The following is a 19,410-nucleotide window of genomic DNA, read 5'->3' as shown; positions in this document are numbered from 1 at the left end:
TGTCGTATGGTGAAGCGGTTCCTGTGCCGAGGTATCGGTGGCAGTGACCGGATTCCCTGTTCCTTTGCGTATGTCGATCTTGAGGTGACGTCCTATCAACCAGGCCGTGTAGTCGTCCGTGTTCCCCGCGTGCTGTGTTGTCGCACGTGTCCGGGGGCGGACGTCGCGCTGGCCTGAGTTGCGTCACCCTCCCCGCAGTTTTCCGTCTTTCCCGGGTGCAGCTCTGCCGTCTGCCCCGGGTTCCGTGTTTTCCGGCCCCGGTGCGGCTGTCGGCAGGGCTCCCCGTTTCATTTGGATCAGGAGTCCCGTCGTGTCTTCCTCCGCGCTCGGAAACGAGCCGCAGCACACCACCCAGTCCCCGGACCATCCAGCACCGGACCACCAAGCTCCCGACCACTCGAAGACGGCCTCGGCCGCCCGGATCGCCCTCGTCGTGCTCCTGGTCGCCGAACTCATGGACATCCTCGACCAGTCGGTCGTCCTCACCGCCCTGCCCGCGATCCAGTCGTCGACCGGTGCCGGACCGGCCGCCGTGCAATGGCTGACCGCCGGCTACTCACTGACCGTCGCCGTCGGACTGATCACCGGCGGACGTCTGGGTGACATCCACGGACGACGCAAGATCCTCCTGATCGGCACCGTCGTCTTCACCGCGGCCTCACTGCTGTGCGGCCTCGCGACCGGCACCGGTGTGCTGATCGGTGCCCGCGTGCTCCAGGGCGCCGGAGTGGCCCTGATGATCCCGCAGGTCCTGGCCACCCTCCACGTCACCTTCGAGGGCGAGAGCCGCAGCAAGGCCTTCGGCCTCTACGGAGCAGTCCTCTCGCTCGCCAACGTGCTGGGCCCGGTCCTGGGGGGCCTGCTCACCGAGGCCAACCTGTTCGGACTGTCCTGGCGGCCGATCTTCCTGATCAACGTGCCCGTCGGCATCGCCGTACTCGTCCTGGGACGCAGGTTCATCCCCGAGTCGACCGTCCGGAAGGCCGACCGGCTCGACCTGACCGGCATGCTGCTGTCCGCACTGGCCATCGTCCTGATCATCTTCCCGCTCAGCGAGGGCCACACCCACCACTGGCCCCTGTGGTGCTTCGCCATGCTCGCCACCGGCCTCCTCGCGCTCGGCGCCTTCCTGCGCCACCAGCAGCGCGAGCAGGACGCTCCGCTCGTCGCTCTGTCCCTCTTCCGGAGCGGGCAGTTCTCCGGCGGGCTGACCGCGCAGCTGACGCTCGGCCTGCTGTGCGGCCTGTTCTTCATGACCTGGACGCTCTACCTCCAGCGCGGTCTGGGCATGAGTCCCTTCCACGCGGCCCTGGCCTTCGTACTGCTCTCCCTGGGAGAACTGGCCGGTGCGACGATCGCGGCGAAGAGCGGCGGGCGTTTCGCCCGCCGCCTGCCCCAGGCCGGAGCCCTGATCACGCTCGCCTCGACGGCCGCCTACGGACTCCAGGCCGACAGGCTTCAGGGGGACCTGACCCTCGCGGCGATGACCGCACCGGTGGTACTGATCGGCTTCGGCCTCGGCATGGTCGGCGGCCCGCTCGCCGACATGACGCTGGCCAGGGTCCCGCACGAGGACGCCGGGTCCGCGTCGGGCCTGTTCAACACCGCCATGCACCTGGGCATCGCCTTCGGCACCGCGCTGACCGCCCTGGTGTTCTTCGCCACCACCGGCGGTTCACCCGACGCAGGACCCAACCGCGACGCGTTCACCACCGCGCTGTGGTGGGTCGGCAGCCTCCTCACCCTGATGTGGGCCCTGATGTTCTGCCTGCCCAAGGAGGCCAACAGCCAGGCCGACTGACCCACCCCCAGGCCCCGGCACGACGCCGGCCGGGGCCTGGGCCTTCCCCATGGTTCTCCGTAGGCCGTTACCGCGAGACCGGGGCACGGCCCAGTGGTCTTCGGGCCGGTCGTGGCCGCTAGAGTCACCGGCCATGGGGGATCGGATACGCGTGAGGCACTGCAAGCAGTGCCGTCGGCCGCTCGACGAGCGCGGCCGGTGGCGGCGCCCGAAGCGGTTCTGCAGCCGCCGGCACCGCCTGGGGTACTGGGTGGAGGAGATCTTGGACGCCGTCCTGGGCTGATGACTCGCCCCGCTGACCGCACGGTGTGGGGTTGCGGCGCCAGGGTCGGGTTCAGTGCTGGTGATGCAGTGCCGTTTCAGCGGTGAAGCACGTCACTCACCCGGGTGAGTCCCGGTGCCGGCCCCTGTTGTCCGGCGGGTTCGACCCGCTACAAACCGGATGGTGACCCGCATCGCTCACTCCCCGCGCCGCCCCAGGTCAGGAGAATGCCGTGGATGAACTGCTGCGCTTTACGGTCATCCGGCCGGCCGAGGCGGTCGAGGGCCGCTTCCCGATCAAACACTCCACCCCGCCGAACACCGCAGGCGCCACGAGCGCCACCGGCGGCGAGATTCCGCCCGAGCACCCCGGCACCCTGGAGGAGATCCTGGGGCGGACCGTGCTCAAGGCGGCCCACCTCGCCTTCAACACGGCCCTCGGGGACGGCCCCGACCACACCTGCGCCGCGATCTCGACCGCCGCCGAGCAGAAGTACGGCAAGAAACCCGCCCAGTTGGTCACCACGAACGAGTGGAAGCAGGACCTGGTCACCCTCGCGGACGCCGCGATCGAGATCCTCCGGGCCGGCCACGACAAGCCGTCGAGCGGCCCCCGCCTGCTCCTGATCCTGCAGGGCATCGACCTGGTCCAGCGGTCCGCCGGTGCCACCACCGGTACGTTCCGCAGGCGCCCGGTGGAGATCGCACCGCCCCCGCAGCCCCAGGGAGCGACGGCGGCGGCCGACGAGGGGCCCGCCGGTACCGGTGGCGGAACCACGGCCGCCACCGGACGCCGCCAGAGCCCGCCCCGACCGGGCCTGTACGCGAGCCGGGGCATGGCTTTCGAGGTGACCGCCGACCCCGATCCGCAACCCGGCTCGGGCGGGAGCGGCTACGAGAACCCGCCCACGGGGAAACTGCCGTTCGGCAAGCCCGGCGTGCTGCGCCCGATCGGCGTGGGCGACCTCATCGTGGTCCGCGAGCACATCCTTCGCTACCAGGGCGGCGAACTCTCCCACATCGAGAACGTGTTGAAGTCGGAGCTCCGCGAGCGCGAGACCCGGCGCTTCGAGCGTTCCGAGGACACCTACTCGACCGAGACGGAGACCTCCAAGGAAGAGGAGCGCGACACCCAGACCACCGACCGGTTCTCCCTGCAGCGCGAGGCGAGCAGCGTCGTCAAGGAGGACTCCAGCCTCAAGGCCGGCCTCAACGTGACGGCACGGTACGGCTTCAGCGTCGAGGTCAAGGCCGACGTGGCGGTGGCGCAGAACCGGAGCGAGGAGAACTCCCTCAAGCAGGCATCCACGGTCTCGCGCGACGTCACCAGCCGCGCCGCGTCCAGGCTCTCCGAGAAGACCAAGCAGTCACACATCCGCAAGACCATCGCGGAGTTCGAGGAGTTCAACAAGCACGCCTTCGACAACAAACCCGGCGCGGCCGGCATCGGCGGCGCGAACATCAGCGGCCTCTACCAATGGGTCAACCGGGTCACTCGCGCCCAGATGTACAACTACGGCAGCCGGCTCCTCTTCGACACCATCGTCCCCGAGCCCGCCGCCTTCCTCATCGACGCGGTCCAGCGGCAAGGCCAGACGACCCTCGTCGCGGAACTCCCGGCGCCGCTGACCGAGGACGCGTCCGAGGTGACCGAGGCGAGCTACCGGCACATCGGAAGGCGGTACCGGGCCACCGGCCTGGAACCGGCACCCGGCGACTGGGCGGACGTCGGCAAAGCGCTCGAAGGAGCCACCGGCGAGGAACCCGGCGCGGTCAACAAGACGCTGGAGATCGCCCTGCCCGACGGCTACGAGGCGATCTCGCTCCACTGGACCTTCAAGGGCAACGGCATGGCCCCGCCCGGCGGATCGACCTTCCCCAGCGTGCAACTGGCGGTCGGCGCCGCGGGGACCTGGGACAGCACTGCCTCCACCTACACGTTCGCCAGCCCGGTCCGCAATTCCCTCGGCATCGGTGTCAGTTCCTTCGAGACGCGCAATTTCGTGGCCACCTTCGACGTGCGCTGCGCGCGCACCCCCGAGAGCCACGAGAAGTGGCAGAACAAGACGTACGACGCGATCGTCACCGCGTACACGGGGATGAAGCAGGCGTACGACAAGGCGGTGTCGGAGGCGCAGGTCCAGGCGCTGGGGGGACCGCAGGGGCGCAACCCGGCCGAGAACCGCGACCTGATCCTCGGTGAGCTGAAGAAGGCGTGCATCAGCCTGCTCACCCAGGACCTGTTCGACGGCTTCGGCGCCATCACGGTAGATCCCGTCGAGAAGTTCCCGCAGCTCAACCTGGAGCGCGCCCGGGAGCAGGGTCCGTACATCCGCTTCTTCGAGCAGGCCTTCGAGTGGGAGAACATCCAGTACCTCCTCTACCCCTACTTCTGGTCCCAGAAGTCCCGGTGGCGTGCACGGGCGCTCACCAGCGACATCGACCCGACCTTCGCGGAGTTCCTGCGCGCCGGCGCCGCCCGGGTCGTCTTCCCGGTCCGGCCCGGCTTCGAGGACGACGTACGGTACTTCGTCCAGTTCGGGAAGATCTGGGGCGGCGGACCCGTACCCGGACTCAACCAGCCCGACTACGTCCCCATCTCCGAGGAAATCCGCCGCGCCACCGGCGCCCCCGGCGACGAGCGCCCCGTCGGGGACCCGTGGGAGATCGAGGTTCCCACCGAGCTCGTCCGGCTCAAGACCAAGACGGCGCTGCCCGTCTGGGAGCAGGACGCGAGCGGTGCCTGGAAGGAATCGGCCGCCACCGCCGAGACGTGACCGGACCGGCCCCCCGCCCGAACCCCGCACCGGGAGATGCCCATGGCGCAGCGCCCCGCGCGCCCAGCCGTACCGCGGTCGCCGAGCCGCCCCGCCAGGCCCGCGGTCGGCGCCGGCCCGCCCGCTCCGCCGCCGGCGCCCGCGCGGCCCGCTCCGCCCCCCTCGCCGGTGCCGCGCCCCGCCCAGGCACCGGCGGGCCCGCCCGTACCGGCACCGCGGATCGCGCCGTACCTCTTCGGGTTCGACCGGGCCGAGGCGCCGGCGCCCGGCTGGCTCACCGAGCTGTACGACGCCTCCAACCTGCGGTTCGCCGGTGCCTACATCGACGGGCCCCCGGTGCCGGGCAACCCGCCCGAGAGCTTCACGGTCTCCTCCAGGAGCCGGGACCGGCACTGGATGGACCGGCTGGCCGCGGTGGCGGCCGATGGCTGGGGCACCGTCTTCTTCTACATCGGCTACAGCAGCTCCCACGACACCTCCGCGCATCCGTCCACGCACCCGCCCGCGGGCCAGCCGACGCCGGAGCGGGGCCGGCTGCACGCCCAGCACATCAAGACGATCATCGGAAGCCGCAACCCGGGCTGGGCCGGCGGTGTGGTCATGATCGACAACGAGAACTCGGCGAAACTCGACCTCGACGGCCGCGCCGAGCAGCCACTGCGCGACTACTACCTGGCCATGTGCGAGGAACTCGCACTGCCCGGCCCCGGCGACGCCCCGCCCATGCGGCCGGGGTTCTACCTCCATTCCCCCGTCGCCGTTCCCCTCCTGCGCGCCCGCCCCGACCTCTTCGTCTGGGACGTCGAGATCGACGTCAACGACCCGGGCAGCACGAACACGGTCGTCCCGCCGTTCGACCCCGCGCACCCCACCCGTATCGAAGTGGGCGAGCCCCACACCTCGGTCACCCTGAGGCCGGTGCTCGTGACACCGCCGCCGGGCGCGGCCGCCCCCGCCTGGAACGCCTGGCCCGTGGGCCGCCAGTTCCGCTTCTACGTCGACCGCATGCCCCAGCGCGGATCGCCGATCACCCGCGTGCGACGCTCCCTCACCCCGACGACCCCGGTCGACTTCGACTGCGCGCTGGTCCGCAACCCCGCCTTCCCCGTCGCCGAACCCAGGGTGACCGCCTTCGGGGGCCGTCCCGACCCGCAGGTGCTGCGGGGCACGTTCGCCGAACCCGTCCGCGGCGGCGACACCGGCACCCCGCCGATGATGCCGCTGCACCTCCTCGGCCTCCGCCGGCCCGGGCCGCACCCGGAAACCACCCCGGCCCTGGCGGTGGAACCCGACGCACCGATCGTCGCGGTACCCCCCGAGCGGCCCGCCGTCGTCTTCTCCCAGCTCCGGGGCGGCGTACCGGTCGAGTGGCGGCTCCAGCGCAACGCCTGGGTCCGTACGGTCGTGCCCACCCTGACGGGGATCAGCGCACGGCGGATCCGCGCCCTCGCCGCCGCCCGGCAGCAGGACCGGTCCGTCCACCTGTTCACCGTGTCCTCCGCACACCGGCTCTACGCGCAGCGCCGCCCGGCGGACGGGCCCTGGAGCGAGCCCGCGCCGATGGCGGGCGACCTGCGGCTGCACCCCTTCAGCTCCCCGGCCGTCGCCTCGCGCGGACGCACCGTCGAGGTGGTCTTCCTCGACCGCGACGGGCGTCTGGTCAACGCCTGGTGGTCACGCGGCGGCGAGTGGCCCGGCAAGGCCCACACCGTCGTCGACAAGGCGGCCCCCCTGCTGCCCGGGGGCGCGCTCGTCGCCCTCGCCCCCACCCAGGACGACCTGCTCGCCCTCGGCATCGGCCGCGACCTGCGACTGCACCTCGCGGACTACCGGGCCGGCCGGGGCTGGGAGCCGCCCCGGCCGCTGGGCCGGCCCGAAGACCGCCTGACCCCGCACGCCCGTTTCGCCGCCCACGTGGTGACGCCCGAACTCGTCGAGGTGTGCGCCCTCACCCACCGGCTCCAGCCCGTCGTGTACCAGCTGCGCCTCGGCGAGGGCGAGTGGCAGGCGGCCGACCCGCGGCCGCTGCCCGCGATCCCTCCGCGGCCGCCCCGCGACTACCGGCCGCCCGCCCAGCACTCGCCGGTCGAGCCGGCGTACGGCTGGGTGTTCAACCCGTTCGGTGACGTGACCCTCGGGCGTACGACGACGGGTCGAAGCTTCGTCACGCTCTCGGCGCACACAGGAGGCAAGACGGGAGGGAAGGCGGCGGCCGTATCCCGGTTCCTCGACGGCAACGAGGAGTGGTGGCTCTACCGCTGAACCGTCCTCAGGGCCGACGTCCGGCCCAGGCCACCAGCCGGTCGATGGCCGGGGCCCCCGGGTCCACGGCCACCACCTCTGCGAAGGGGATCGGCCCGCCGCGGGCTTCGGCCGGCAGCGCGCGGCGTACGACGCCGATCACCCGCTCGATGAGGGCCGGGTCCCAGTCCGGGTCCTGTCCGGTCGCCGTGGCCAGATCCCAGGTGTGCACCGTGAGCTCGTGCGTGTAGACGGCCGCGGCGGCCGCGCCCGGCAGGACGCCCATCGGCAGGCGCAGCTGCCGGCCGAGGACGCCCGGATCCGCCCACACCTCGGCGACTTCACGGGCACCCGGAACCCAGGCCGCCGCCCACGCGCCGTCGGCGATCTCGTCGGCGAAGGAGGGGACGCTGAACGGGTCCTCGCCGCGCCCGATCACCGAGATGCGGCGCACGACGGCGACGAGGTGGCTCAACAGCCGCCGTACGTCGAACTCCTCGCAGGGGGTCGGGGCGTCGTACCGATCGGGCCGGACGGCGGCCAGGGTCCGGCCCGCCAGCTCGACGGCCGCGGCGAGGTCGGTCCGCGGATCGAAGGAGGAGGAGGGGTCGGCGACGGTACCGGTGGAGTCGGACGGGGTCTCGATGAGCTGTTCGGTTTTGTTCATGGGTTCATCCTGTAAGGAAAAGTGGCCACCTTCTGGCCTGTTTTCCGAAGAGAATGAAATGCGACGAGACGGCACCCATCAAGGAGGACACGGGCACATGAGAGCCGACCGGCTGGTGGCGGCGCTGCTCTTCCTCCAGGAACGCGGCCGCGTCACCGTCCCCGAAGTGGCCGCCGAACTGGAGGTGTCCGAGCGCACCGCGCGCCGGGATCTGGAGGCCCTGGCCGCGGCCGGCATCCCCGTCTACTCGCAACGCGGCCGCGGCGGCGGCTGGTCCCTCGTCGGCGGGGCCCGTACCGACCTCACCGGGCTGACCGCCGACGAGACCCGGGCGCTCTTCCTCGTCACCGGCCCCCTGTCGGCCACCCCCGAACTGCGCACCACCCTGCGCAAGCTGGTCCGGGCCCTGCCACCGACCATGCGGGCGCAGGCCCAGGCCGCGACCCGCGCGGAAGTCGTCGACGCCACGGACTGGTCCCGCAACGCCGTCACCGCCGATGCCGCCCACCGCTCCGCGCTCCAAGGCGCCGTCGTGGACGGGATCCGCGTCCGCCTCGGGTACGCGGGCGTCGGCAAACCAGCCGGCGAACGCACCGTCGACCCCCTCGGGCTCGTGGCCAAGGCGGGCGTGGACTACCTGGTCGCCGGTACGGACAAGGGCCTGCGCACCTTCCGGCTCAGCCGGGTCACCTCCGTCGAGCCGACCGCCGAACCGGTGACCCGGCCGCCCGACTTCGACCTCGCCACGGCGTGGCGGACGCTGTCCGGAGCCTTCCAGGACGGCATGTACGCGGTGACCGCCCGGGCCCGCGTCCACCCCGACGCGCTGGCCCTGCTGCAACGGCTCCTCGGCGGCCGCGTCCGCGTCGGCGGTCCGCTGCCCGACGGCTGGACCGAGGTGTGGGTCGACGGCCCGGCCGCCAAGGCCCTGGCAGGACATCTGGCCGGGCTGGGCGCGCGGGTCGAGGTACTGGAGCCGCCGGAGGTACGACAGTGGCTGGCCCGGATCGCCGCCGAACTCACGGGGATGTACGCGGGGGAGGAATCGAACGCACCCCACGGCCGGTAGTTTCCAGTCCAGTCCAGTCCAGTCCAGGACGGGCAGGGCCGGGCGATCGGCCGACGCCGGAAACGGCGGCGAAGGGTACGACCCACCGCCCTCCCCGGCTCGCTCAGTCCGTCGCTTCGCGGACATCCTTTCCCTGCTCGGCGAACGCCTTGAAGTCCCGCATGTGCTGTTGCGACTGCTTGCGGAAGGCGCCGGGCATCAGGAGTCCCACCAGCTTCATCAGGAATCCGCTGAACCGGTATTCGTTCTCGCTCTCCCAGAGCGTCGTTTCGGGGCCGGCTTCGGTCAGCCGGTCGCGCACGGCGCTCCACATGCCCTCGCCGACGATCTCGCGGTCGAAGTGCACGACGCTCGTCTTCGGGATCTCGCGCAGGTCTGCCGGTTCCCGGCGGGTGATGGTCTCGGTGCACTCGATCTTCCGCTGGCCCATCTGCATCACGACCCGCGACGTGGTGCCGAGCTGCCCGTGCTCCCCGCTCAGCGGCTCGTGGAGCACCAGGCCCCGCAGCCATTTCGGCAGGTGTGCCGGGTCGGCCAGCAGCTGGACGACCTTCTCCCGAGGCAGGGCGATCTCGATGGATTCGGTGTATTTCATGGGGCGCATCGTTCTTTCCTTCTGAAGGACGGCAAAGAGCGGCTCGTGCGTCAGTGGATCGTGTCCGCGGGGAACCATACGGGTCGCCGACTCACGATTCCCGCGCCCAGCGAAGGCGAGGCGACGTGTCGGCTGATAGTGGGCGGGCCCGGCCACCGCCCGTGGCAGCCGGCCCGTACCGGTCAACCCTGACGATCGTCGGGGTAGCGGGCTGTCCTTCGGCCAGGGTGCTCTGCCTGCGGTGTTCCTACCGTCGGCACATGGATTCGATCAAGCGATATGGATGGGGCCGACGGCTGTCGATGGCGGTCGCGTCGGCCGGGCCAGGCACAGCGGCCGTGGTCTCGCTGGCTCCCGACGGCACACTGGGCACGAACGAACCGGTACACGTCACGGCAGGCCTCTCAGCGAGGGCCTACCGGTCGCTGACCGGGAGTGTGGCGGACGGGCCGCCGTGGGCCGTGACCGTCTTGGAAGCGGCGAGTGAGGGCACTTTGCTGTTCCTGGGCCTGCTCATGGCCTGGGTCGGCTGGAGCGCCCTTCGCCGCCGTGACGTGCTGGGCCTGGCCGGGCTGGCAGTGGCGGCCGTCGGCACCGTCGTCGCCTACGGAACCAGCGAGGCGGTCAAACTCCTCGTCGACGAGGAACGTCCGTGCCGCGCCCTGCCAGGGGTCGCGGCCCTCGCACCGTGCCCGGCGCCGGGCGACTGGTCGTTCCCCAGCAACCACGCCACCCTGGCAGTCGCGCTGGCCGTCGGTGTGGTCTTGATACGGCCTCGGCTCGCGGCCCTGGCCCTGCCGGTGGCCGCGGCGGCCGCCCTGCTGCGGGTCCTGGTCGGGGTGCACTATCCGCACGACGTCCTGGCGGGCACGGCGCTCGGCGCGACGGCCGTGGTGACGGTGCGGCTCCTCGTGCTGCCGATGGCCGTACGGGCGGTGTCAGCGTTCCTCGTACGTCAGCCGGCCGGACGGCACCGGGACCACGTCGGCCTCGTGCGCGACCACGGCCGCCGCGGCCCGGTTGTCGACGCCGAGGCGGGCGAGGATCGAGCTGACGTGGGCCTTCACCGTCCCCTCCGCCAGGCGCAGGCGGCGCGCGATCTGCCCGTTGGAGAACCCGCCGCCGAGGAAGCCGAGCACCTCCCGCTCCCGCGCGGTCAGGGCCTCGACGCGGGCGCGGGCCGCGGAACGGCGGCCGGCCTGGGCGCCCGCGCCACCGGAGGCGAGATGTGCGACGACCCGGGCCGCGACCTTCGGTGACAGGTAGGCGGCGCCGTCGGCCACCGCCCGGACACCCGCGATCAGTTCCTCCGGCTCGCCGGACTTGATCAGGAAGCCGGTGGCGCCTGCGCTCAGGGCACGCAGGATGTACTCGTCCTCGCCAAAGGTCGTCAGCATCACCACCCCGGTTTCGGGGACGGTCCTCCGTATCTCGGCGGCGGCTTCGATGCCGCCGGTTCCGGGCATCCGGATGTCGAGGACGGCCACGTGCGGGCGGTGGCGCTGTACGAGTTCCACCGCCTCGTGGCCATCGGCCGCCTCGGCGACGACGGTGATGCCGGGATCGGTGGCAAGGACGGCGCGGACGCCCGCGCGGATCATGGGCTCGTCGTCGGCGATCAGGATCCGGATCATCGGACTTCCTTCCCGGTGTAGTTGTCGGTGGAGACCAGGCGTCCGGCCCGGAAGCAGAGACGGTAGATGTCCCCCGAGCGGTCGTCGAACGGGTCGGCGGTCTGTACGTAGAACTCGCAGGCCGCATCCTGCGGTGCGGGCGTGGGCGCTGCCGGGCGACGGGTCGTCTGGCGCTCGGGCAGGTACGGCGTCACGTCCGCGCGTGCCTGACCCACGCGCAGGAGGGCGTAGTCCTGCGGCGCGAGTACCGACTCCCGTGCCGTCACGGTGTCCCACGCCCGTATCCCGCCGACGAGCAACGCGGAGGTGCACAGCGGTACCAGGACGGCCGCGGCGGCGGTGCGGCCCAGTCGGCGACGGGCACTGCGGTGCTCAGGAGGCAGTACGTCACCTGGACCATCGGGCTGGGCGCGGCGTGGCGGGGGCACGGTTCCGGGACGGTGCGGGAGCGTGGCCCGGACGGCGAACCCGCCGCCCTCGGGGCCCGACGCGAAGCTGCCACCGGCCAGTCGGACGCGTTCGTCCAGGCCGATGAGACCGAAGCGGTGGCCGTCGCCGGACGCGGACGCCCGGGACTCCGGTGCGCTGCGGGCAGCGCGGTCGTGGTGGGCCGTAGAGGCGCCGGGCACCGGCTCGTTCGTCACACTGACCTCGGTCCGTCCTTCCGCGTGCCGGACGACGACGGTCGCCCGGTGCCCGGGCGCGTGCTTGGCAACGTTCGTCAGCGCCTCCTGCACGACCCGCAGCACGGCCCGCTCGACGACCAACAGCGCCTCACCGGGCGCCACTTCGCCCTCTACGCGGAGCCGGACGTCGAGCCCCGCCGCGGCCGCCCGGTCCACCAGGCCACCGAGTTCGGTGAACCCGGCGCCGGGCTCGGACCCCGGAGCCGGATCAGACGGCTCGCGCAGCACACCGATCACCTCACCGAGCCGGTCCACGGCGGCTCCCGCCCGGGCGCGGATGTCCCCGGCGGTGGCCCGGTGGTCCTCAGACAGACCAGGAGCCAGATTCAGTGCCCCCGCGGACAGGGCGATGAGGCTCAGGTCGTGGCCGATGAGGTCGTGCATGTCCTGCGCGATCCGGGTCCGCTCGCGCAACCGGGCCTGTTCGGCGACCAGATGCTGCTCCCGCTCCAGCCGTGCGGCCCGCTCCCACCCGGCCCGCACCAGTTCGCGGGACTGGCGCAGGAACCGGCCCGCGAACCACGGCAGCATCCCCGCCACGAGCAACAGCCCCACGAACTGGCTCGCCCAGCCCAGCCACGCCGGCACCAGGAGCACAGCCACCACCGCGGCCGCGAGCACCCCGGCCAAGGCCGCCCCCGTGCTCCGGTTCCGCCCCGGCCGCCAGCCCGCGAGGAAGGCGCAGACCGCCGCCGGCAGGCCCCACCACAAGGTGGCGACACCGCTGCCAACGGCCGTCACCGCCCCGATGAAGAAACCTGCGGACAGTACCGGTGCCGGCACCCGGACCTTGATGATCATCGTTCTCACGAACGCGACCCTACGGAACTCCGCCGACCCACGGCACTGCCGAAAGTGCACTACCGCGGGACACGATGCCCGCGTGGGCTGAGCTGGGGTGTTCGCCGTTCGTCCCCCTTCCGGGAAAGGGGCGTTGTCGGTGGGCGCTGGCAAGGTGGGTGCATGACGGATGACGAGAGTGCCCGCGTCACGCGGATCCTGAACGGGTTGCCGGCGGCAGCCCGACAACTGCTGGTGGGGACGGACTGGGAGTCGCTCCAGCACGCCTACGGCTCCGGCGAGGACATACCGGTCTCCCTGTGCTCCCTCGTGGACGAAGACCCCGAGGTACGGTCCGAGGCGTTGGCCGCGCTGGACATGGGAGTACTGCACCAGGGCTCTCTGTACACCGTTACCGCGCCCGCGGCGCTGTTCGTCGCCGCGATCCTCGACCACCCCATGGGCCTCGCCGAGCACGAGGGGCACTTCCCGTGGGACGACGGGCCGCCGCGCAGCTTGCGGGCCGCCCTGCTCGTCTGGCTGGGGCAGGTCGCCGAGTCGGCCGCCTATGGGGAGGATCCGGTGCGCGCCCGAACCGACTGGCAGTGGACGCCATGGCACGACGAGATGCGACGCGAGCACGACCCGGCCGAGTTCGCCGCGCTGCGCGCGTGCCGGGACATACGTCCCACCTTGTACGACGCCGTCGAGCCGTTCCTCTCCTCGCCGGATCCCCACGTCCGTGAGGCCGCGCTCGGCGCCGCGGTACCACTGCTCCTCGCCCCAGGGCTCGCCGACCGGGTGCCGGGGGCCGCCACGCGGCTGCGGGCCCGGCTGGGCCCCGGGGACGGGCGACGGGAGCGAGCGGGTGTGGCGCGGGCGCTCAGCCTGTGGGGAACGGACACCTCCGACCTGCTCGCCGACTCCGACCCAGCTGTGCGGGTCTGCGCCGCACTCGGTCCCACCCCTGTCGATCGGCCACGCGCTCTCGCCGTCCTCCTTGAGGCGTTGCGGGACCCGCGAACGACGGACGGATGGTTTCCCGAGCCGCTGTCCGGGCTCGACGGGTGGTTCCGGTTCACCGTGCTGTGCTCCGCGCTCGCCCTGGCCGACACCTTCGAGGAGGTGGCACAGGCGGTGCTCGCCATCGTGGCCGCCGGCGGCGCGTCGGTCACCGACCACGAACGCGGGCCGATCCTGCTCAGAGCCTTTGCCGGCGGCTACGACCCGACCCGCCCGCTCACCCCCGCTCAACGCGACCTGTTGCGGGCGTTCGCGGACAGCGACGAGGCGACGGGCGGCATCGGCGGGAACGTGTTGTGGTTCCGCGCGGCCGGGCTGCCCGAGAACCGGGAGGGGATCGCCGCTCTGCTGTGACGTGCCCGCCTCGCCCCCGTCCCCTGCCGGCCCGTCGGGAAGGACCGAACGCCGCCTGCCAGTGCCCTCGGCAGTGCCCTCGCGGACCTGTCCGCTGCGTGCCCACTGAGATAGGCATGGTGGATTCAGGTGACCTTGTGCAGCGGAGAGGACAACGCGTGCGGACCTCAGAACGCGGTTACAGCCGGCCGAGCGGCGTGGATGCGACGAAGTCCGCCGGCAGGCCGGCGGCCTCACCGCTGAGCAGCGCCTGGATCCGGCACATCCAGCGCGCGGCCGCACCGTCGGTCCGAGGAGCTGCCGTCGGGCAAGAAACCGACCATGCCCAGGTACAGCGCTCCGCTCTCGAGCTGGGCGTCACCTCACCGGCCGAGCCGATGGAGCACGGCCTGCGGGCGGAGATGGAGCAGCGCTTCGAGGGAGCCGACTTCAGCGGGGTCCTCGTGCACAAGGGGCCGCAAGCCCGTGAATCCGCTGCCCTTCTGGACGCCAAGGCTTATGCCAGCGGCCCCCACATCGTCGCGGGCGGCGAGATGACCAAAAAGGAATGGGCACATGAGCTGACCCACTATCTGGATCAGCAGTCGGGTGAGGTTCCGGGCACGAACAACGGAGCAGGAGTGAGCATGTCCAGCCCCGGCGACTCGGGGGAGCGGCACGCCGAGCAGAGGGCCAACGAGGTCATGAGCGCGCCGACGAGCGTGCAGCGCGTGACGGGCACGCCTCACCAAGGAAATCCTGCACGCAAGAGCCCCTCCGGACACCCGGGGGGAGGTGGTTGTGCCGCAGGAGACGGCTGCGCCGGCGACGGCCAGGCCGTCCAGCGGCTCCATGTCATCAAGGCGGGCTCTGCGGAATACCCCACGAAGAAACCTGATTCCAAGGACTTCTTCGTCGGTCAGGACACGAACGAACAGGGAAGCTGGTTCGACGCGTACTCACCCGATGAGCCGCCCAAGCCCCACCTCGTGTACCACGGGCAGGTGGATCTCGCGGTGTCGGACGCGTGCGACCTCGCCGTGGAACACGCGGGCCGGGGGCAGGAACCGAAGAACTTCTTCGCCACCGACGAGCAGTTCCGAGCCTCCGCCAAGCAACTTCCCGGCGCGAACAAGGGCGTGGGCATCTCCCTCTCCAAGACCGGCCGGACCCTGACCGTCGACGGAGCCGGCAAAAAGGTCACGCTTTACGAGATCGAGCCCAAATTCCGCGAACGCAAGGGCGAAAAGAAGACCAAGGGCCTCGATGTGCGGGTGCCGCAGCGCTGCAACGAGATGATCTGGTTCGTCACCAGAAAGCCCGGCATCGCCAGCGGTGCCGACAAGATCTACTGGGGCGTCGTGGAGCAATTCCTTGTGCGCCTGGACCCGGAGGGCGGCTGGAAGGGCAAGTACCAGGAGGCCGTCAACTTCGGCGTGCGCGGTATCGAGGGCCAGAAGACCTACGTCGAGATCACGCACGGCATGAGCGGCCGCTTCCAGCAACTGGTCCAGCGAGACGCACAGAGGGCTGAAGCGCTCCTCAGGGAACTGGGAGTCAACGAGCACGCCCCCACACCGAACGTGGGCGAGGGAATGACGGTCATCGCGCAGCCCGACGCCAGCCAGGCCGACCGCGCGAAGGGCCACACCCCGTACCACTTCGGGGCTGCCGTCGCCAGGAGCGGAAACGACTACATCACGATGGAAAACTACTACCGCGAACAGCCCGAAGGCGGCATGGACACCACGAGCAACGATGATCCACTGTGGTACTTCCGCATGTACGGCCAGGAGTCGGGCCGTACCTGGCACGAAGGCTGGACGGGCACGGGCGCGTTCCTGGGTGCGACGATCACCCTGAGGCTGCGTGGCTGATCACATGGATTCCGCGACCGGATCTCGGACAGCCGTGAACCCACCGGATCCTCAGATCGTCGCCCGCCTCCGCCTTCTCCAGCGGACCGCCGGGAACGCAGCCGTCGTACGCATGCTGGAAGGACCGGCCGTGCGCGACGCGGCAGCCGGAGACGAGCCGCAAGCGCGTCGGCGCGCCCGGCCGGGGGCAGTTGGCTGATCTGGGAGAGGCGATCGGGGTCCCGGTGGGCAGGTGTGAGGAGTCGGCGGCCTCCGCACGCCTGACCCCGTACGACGGCGTTCCCGGAGCGGAGGCGAGCCCTCATTCCCGCGGAGTTCTCGGGCGTTCCTTGACGGCGACCGTGAAGGCCACGGTGATGATGATCAGGACTCCACAGAGCAGCATGGCGCCGATTCCGTAGGCGAACATCCGGACTGCCGACCAGACCAGCTCTTCCTTCGTCACCGTCACGGAACTCCCATCTGAGCGGCGTGTCGTCCCGCGTCTCAGCGTGCTGTGTGTCCGTCGTCGGGGACGCGTCAGGCCTTGGTGACCGGGTGTCGGCCTCTGCGGCGGCGGATGCTCACCGCGGCCGCTGTGGCGAGGAGGAGGCCGAGCAGGAGGGGCCAGGTGAAGATGGCGTAGCTCGCGTGGGTCATGTCGAGCAGGACGAAGGGCAGGGCTGCGAGGAGGACGGCGGGTGCCGTATCGATCCGTGTGAACACCTGCCGTCCCGCCAGGGCGAGTCCGGCTGCTGCCGGGAGCGCGAACCGGAGCCAGCCGGCTCCGTCGGGCAGGGGGCCCAGGGTGAGAACGCCGGTCAGGAGCGTCGTCCACAGCAGGACGGCACCCAGCCCCGTCGCGGTACGGACGCGCGGCTCGGGTCGCAGGTCCGCCGGGCAGAGCAGGGCCAGGAGTATGACGAGGAACAGGGGAATCCGGAAGAAGAAGGTGAACGCGACGCCGCCGCCCAGCCGGAACACGTCGACCGCGACCGTGGCCGCGAAGCCCGCCACGATGGTCCAGGTGCCCGGGGCCCATCGGCCGCTCAGTGCGATGGCGGCACCCAGCACCATGACGAAGTGGGTGACCGTCAGCAGCATGTAGGGGACGGCCACGACCGGAGGCAGGGTGGGTGCTTCGGCGGCCGGTACCATCACCTTGATCCACCAGAGCGCGTTCGCGCCGACCGCGGCGACGGCGAACGGGGCCAGCGCCGCCAGGAGCCGCCCGGGACGCCGCGCCGAGCCGAGCCCCAGGCGCATGCGCAGCGCGTGCCCGCTGATGTCCAGGGCCTCCCGTACCCGGGCCGCCCGGCCCGCTCCGTGGGTGGCCTCGCGGTACGCCTCGGCGATCTCATCCCCGAACTCCCGGCGGAAGGCGGCCGGGTACAGCTTCAGGAGCGCCCTCACGCCGTCACCGCCCCGTCGGAGAAGCCGAGCAGGCCGGGCACGGCCGCCGCGCCGAGCCCAAGACGCCGGGTGGCCTCCCGGGCGGTACGGGCGATCCGGTCCGCTTCCGCGGCCAGGACCTCACGCCCGTGCGGCGCCAGCGCGTAGCTGCGCCGCATCCGGCCGTCGACCACCTCCTCCTCGTGGATGGCGATGAGCTGCTGTTCGAGGAGCCGCTCCAGGGCCCCGTACAGCGTTCCGGTACGCATCTTCGTCCGGCCTTCCGAGATCTTCTCGACCTCTTGCGCGATGGCGTATCCGTGCCGTGGGGCGTCGGCGATGGCGGTGAGGATGAGGAGAGTTGGCTCACGCAGAGCTTGATCATTCACGAACGTGAGGATAGCTCGGCTACTTGCATATGTCGATGGCCGAGCTATGTCGCGGGGCCGTATGCCGTCAGGTCCGGCGACGCACGGCCGAAGCGAGCAGACGCGGGGCGACGGGCGCGAGCAGCAGGCCGAGGAGGGCGGTGCCGGAGCCGGCCGCGATCGTGGGGTTGACCCAGGCGGCCACCATCTCGGTGACGTGCGCACCCCCAGGAGAGTCCGCACAGACCACAGACACCGGGAGTACGGACACGGTCGTCAGTACTCGGGCCCGTGCCTGTCCAGGGTCCCCGAAGTCGCTCGGCGGGCCGCACACATCGACCGGGTCCAGCATGTTGCCGAAGCCGGTCAGATGACCCGACACGAAGGCGGCGAGCGCGAGGCAGAAACCCATCGCGGCGGCCAGGAGGCACACAACACCCGCCCACTCCCGGCCCTTGTCCCGACGAAGGTCCGGGAGGAGCGGGCGCAAAACGGCGCACGCCCCGGCGATGGCGAGCAACAGGACAGCCAGAAGGAGGAAGAAGATCACGCTTGGAGTGACAACTGAGAGGCGGCGGCGGTTGCCCGACGTGGCGTACGCCCCTGCCCCCGGGCGGCTCGTGCCGGGCCGTCAGCAGGGAGGGCGGTGGCCGCCCCGCGCCGGCACTGGTCGTCCGGACGAGATGATCGCCGCCTCCGGGCGGGGGACCGGGCTGCCGTGCGGCTGGAGCAGGACCGGCGGTGCCACGACGACCCCCACCTCGGCGGCGGCCATGCCGACGTCGCGCTGCGAAGCGCAGGATGCCGTCGTTCTCGGGATCGGCGGGCTGCCGGCCCGCCCACAGCGCCCAGTCGGCGACGAGGTCGCCCATCGTGCCTTCGCCGGCGGTGTTCCGGGTCCTGGTACCCGCCCGGGGCGGAACGGCTTCTAGGCGACCGTCAGCACGATCTTGCCCTGGATGTGTCCTTGAGATGCGCGTTCGTGCGCGGCCCGGGCGTCGGCGAGGGAGAACGTGCTGTCGATGGCCACGCGGACGGTGCCCGCGTCGAGCAGGCGTCCCAGTTCGGCGAGCTGGGCGGCATTCGAGCGGACCTGGGTGCCCGTGACCGTGACGCCGAGCTTCGCGTTCTCCTCCTCGTCGAATTCGCCGAAGAAGACGGGGAACTGCGAGCCGCCGCGCTTGAGCGTGCGCAGGAACCGCTTGCTGTGGGGGCCGCCGACGGCGTCGACCACGAGGTCGACGTCGTGTGCGAGCTCCTCGGGGCGGCTCTTGGTGTAGTCGATGAACTCGTCGGCGCCGAGCTCGCGCAGGAACGATTCGTGCTTGCCCGAGGCCACGGCGATGACGCGTGCGCCCTTCCACTTCGCCAGCTGGAGCGCGAAGTGCCCCACGCCGCCGGCGGCCCCGTTGATGAGCACCGTCTTGTCGGCGTCGAGCGGCACGGGACGGTGCCGGGCCGCCTGGAAGGGGGAGGGGTGGTCGTGTCCGAGCTCGATCAGGAACTGCCAGGCGGTGAGCCCGGCCATGGGTGCCCCGGCGGCGTGCGCGTGATCGATGCCGGCCGGCTTGAGCGCCAGGTCCGAAGCGGGCGCGGCCACGTACTCGGCATATGTGCTGCCTTCGAAGCCGGGGAAGCGCAGGAGTCCGAAGACTTCATCGCCGACGGCGAAGGTGTCCACATCCGGGGCGACCGCCTCGACGACACCCGACAGGTCCGTCCCCGGGATCACGGGCAGGCTGAACTTCGGTCGCACCTCGGGAGGCAGGTTGGGCATCCCGTCCCGCAGGTACCAGTCCGGGGGGTTGAGCCCGACCGCGCGCACGCGAACGAGCACCTCGCCCGGTCCTACCGCGGGGATGGGTACTTCCTCGTAGTGCAGAACCTCCGGGCCGCCGTGCTCGTGGAGCCGGATCGCCCTCATCGT

15 protein-coding genes and 1 pseudogene are annotated in these 19,410 nt (G+C 71.4%); 7 read left to right on the top strand and 9 right to left on the bottom strand.

The annotated features are described in order from the left end of the window. Nucleotides 1-310 precede the first annotated feature (310 nt). The 3 genes from ABZZ17_RS33185 to ABZZ17_RS33175 all read left to right on the top strand — a co-directional run bounded on the left by ABZZ17_RS33185 (nucleotide 311) and on the right by ABZZ17_RS33175 (nucleotide 7,101). The gene (locus tag ABZZ17_RS33185) at nucleotides 311-1,801 is read left to right on the top strand and encodes an MFS transporter (protein ID WP_356881755.1); all 1,491 of its coding nucleotides are present in this window, start codon (nucleotides 311-313) and stop codon (nucleotides 1,799-1,801) included. Between the two features lie 494 nt (nucleotides 1,802-2,295). Beyond that, a complete protein-coding gene (locus ABZZ17_RS33180) occupies nucleotides 2,296-4,839 on the top strand; it encodes a hypothetical protein (protein WP_356881753.1) in 2,544 nt (847 codons plus the stop codon). Between the two features lie 168 nt (nucleotides 4,840-5,007). Continuing rightward, complete coding sequence (locus ABZZ17_RS33175; RefSeq protein ID WP_356881751.1) at nucleotides 5,008-7,101, top strand: hypothetical protein; 2,094 nt, start codon at nucleotides 5,008-5,010, stop codon at nucleotides 7,099-7,101. A 7-nt stretch (nucleotides 7,102-7,108) separates the two neighbouring features. Here the strand turns inward: ABZZ17_RS33175 and ABZZ17_RS33170 are convergent, their stop codons facing one another. Further along, entirely contained in the window at nucleotides 7,109-7,747 is a 639-nt protein-coding gene (locus ABZZ17_RS33170) for a TIGR03086 family metal-binding protein (protein ID WP_356881749.1), read from the bottom strand. Nucleotides 7,748-7,844: 97 nt separating this feature from the next. On the opposite strand from ABZZ17_RS33170, the gene ABZZ17_RS33165 reads away from it, so the two are divergent. After that, entirely contained in the window at nucleotides 7,845-8,816 is a 972-nt protein-coding gene (locus ABZZ17_RS33165) for a WYL domain-containing protein (protein ID WP_356881747.1), read from the top strand. A gap of 103 nt (nucleotides 8,817-8,919) precedes the next feature. On the opposite strand, the gene ABZZ17_RS33160 is transcribed toward ABZZ17_RS33165, so the two are convergent. Then, on the bottom strand, nucleotides 8,920-9,411 hold the full coding sequence (locus tag ABZZ17_RS33160) for an SRPBCC family protein (protein WP_356881745.1): 492 nt from the start codon (nucleotides 9,409-9,411) through the stop codon (nucleotides 8,920-8,922). A gap of 260 nt (nucleotides 9,412-9,671) precedes the next feature. Between ABZZ17_RS33160 and ABZZ17_RS33155 the strand changes: the two are divergent. After that, a pseudogene (locus ABZZ17_RS33155) lies at nucleotides 9,672-10,301 on the top strand (phosphatase PAP2 family protein); the annotation flags it as partial. A gap of 48 nt (nucleotides 10,302-10,349) precedes the next feature. Here ABZZ17_RS33155 and ABZZ17_RS33150 read toward each other — a convergent pair. Then, the gene (locus ABZZ17_RS33150; protein ID WP_356881743.1) at nucleotides 10,350-11,045 is read right to left on the bottom strand and encodes a response regulator transcription factor; all 696 of its coding nucleotides are present in this window, start codon (nucleotides 11,043-11,045) and stop codon (nucleotides 10,350-10,352) included. Next, nucleotides 11,042-12,532 (bottom strand): histidine kinase, encoded by a 1,491-nt coding sequence (locus ABZZ17_RS33145; protein ID WP_356881787.1) that lies wholly within the window; start codon nucleotides 12,530-12,532, stop codon nucleotides 11,042-11,044. Before ABZZ17_RS33145 ends, ABZZ17_RS33150 begins: the two co-directional genes overlap by 4 nt. Before the next feature lie 162 nt (nucleotides 12,533-12,694). Here ABZZ17_RS33145 and ABZZ17_RS33140 point away from each other — a divergent pair, with 162 nt between their 5' ends. Further along, nucleotides 12,695-13,888 carry a hypothetical protein gene (locus ABZZ17_RS33140; RefSeq protein ID WP_356881741.1) on the top strand — a complete coding sequence of 398 codons (1,194 nt, stop codon included), beginning with the start codon at nucleotides 12,695-12,697 and terminating at the stop codon, nucleotides 13,886-13,888. A gap of 158 nt (nucleotides 13,889-14,046) precedes the next feature. Further along, on the top strand, nucleotides 14,047-15,744 hold the full coding sequence (locus ABZZ17_RS33135) for a DUF4157 domain-containing protein (RefSeq protein ID WP_356881739.1): 1,698 nt from the start codon (nucleotides 14,047-14,049) through the stop codon (nucleotides 15,742-15,744). A 301-nt stretch (nucleotides 15,745-16,045) separates the two neighbouring features. Here the strand turns inward: ABZZ17_RS33135 and ABZZ17_RS33130 are convergent, their stop codons facing one another. From ABZZ17_RS33130 to ABZZ17_RS33110, 5 genes are all read right to left on the bottom strand, one after another. Next, nucleotides 16,046-16,189, bottom strand: coding sequence for a hypothetical protein (locus ABZZ17_RS33130; protein WP_356881737.1), 144 nt, complete (start codon nucleotides 16,187-16,189; stop codon nucleotides 16,046-16,048). A gap of 74 nt (nucleotides 16,190-16,263) precedes the next feature. Then, entirely contained in the window at nucleotides 16,264-17,136 is an 873-nt protein-coding gene (locus ABZZ17_RS33125; protein WP_356881735.1) for a hypothetical protein, read from the bottom strand. Then, a complete protein-coding gene (locus tag ABZZ17_RS33120; RefSeq protein WP_356881733.1) occupies nucleotides 17,133-17,504 on the bottom strand; it encodes a PadR family transcriptional regulator in 372 nt (123 codons plus the stop codon). Before ABZZ17_RS33120 ends, ABZZ17_RS33125 begins: the two co-directional genes overlap by 4 nt. Before the next feature lie 67 nt (nucleotides 17,505-17,571). Further along, the gene (locus ABZZ17_RS33115; protein WP_356881731.1) at nucleotides 17,572-18,033 is read right to left on the bottom strand and encodes a hypothetical protein; all 462 of its coding nucleotides are present in this window, start codon (nucleotides 18,031-18,033) and stop codon (nucleotides 17,572-17,574) included. A 378-nt stretch (nucleotides 18,034-18,411) separates the two neighbouring features. Next, nucleotides 18,412-19,407, bottom strand: a complete 996-nt coding sequence (locus ABZZ17_RS33110) for an NADP-dependent oxidoreductase (RefSeq protein ID WP_356881785.1) — start codon at nucleotides 19,405-19,407, stop codon at nucleotides 18,412-18,414. Nucleotides 19,408-19,410 lie beyond the last annotated feature (3 nt).

Origin of the sequence: Streptomyces sp. NPDC006512 (assembly GCF_040611935.1) — a bacterium.
Lineage (GTDB): Bacteria > Actinomycetota > Actinomycetes > Streptomycetales > Streptomycetaceae > Streptomyces.
The sequence above is the reverse complement of the archived record's forward strand: the minus strand, read 5'-3'. Positions and strand labels throughout refer to the sequence as shown.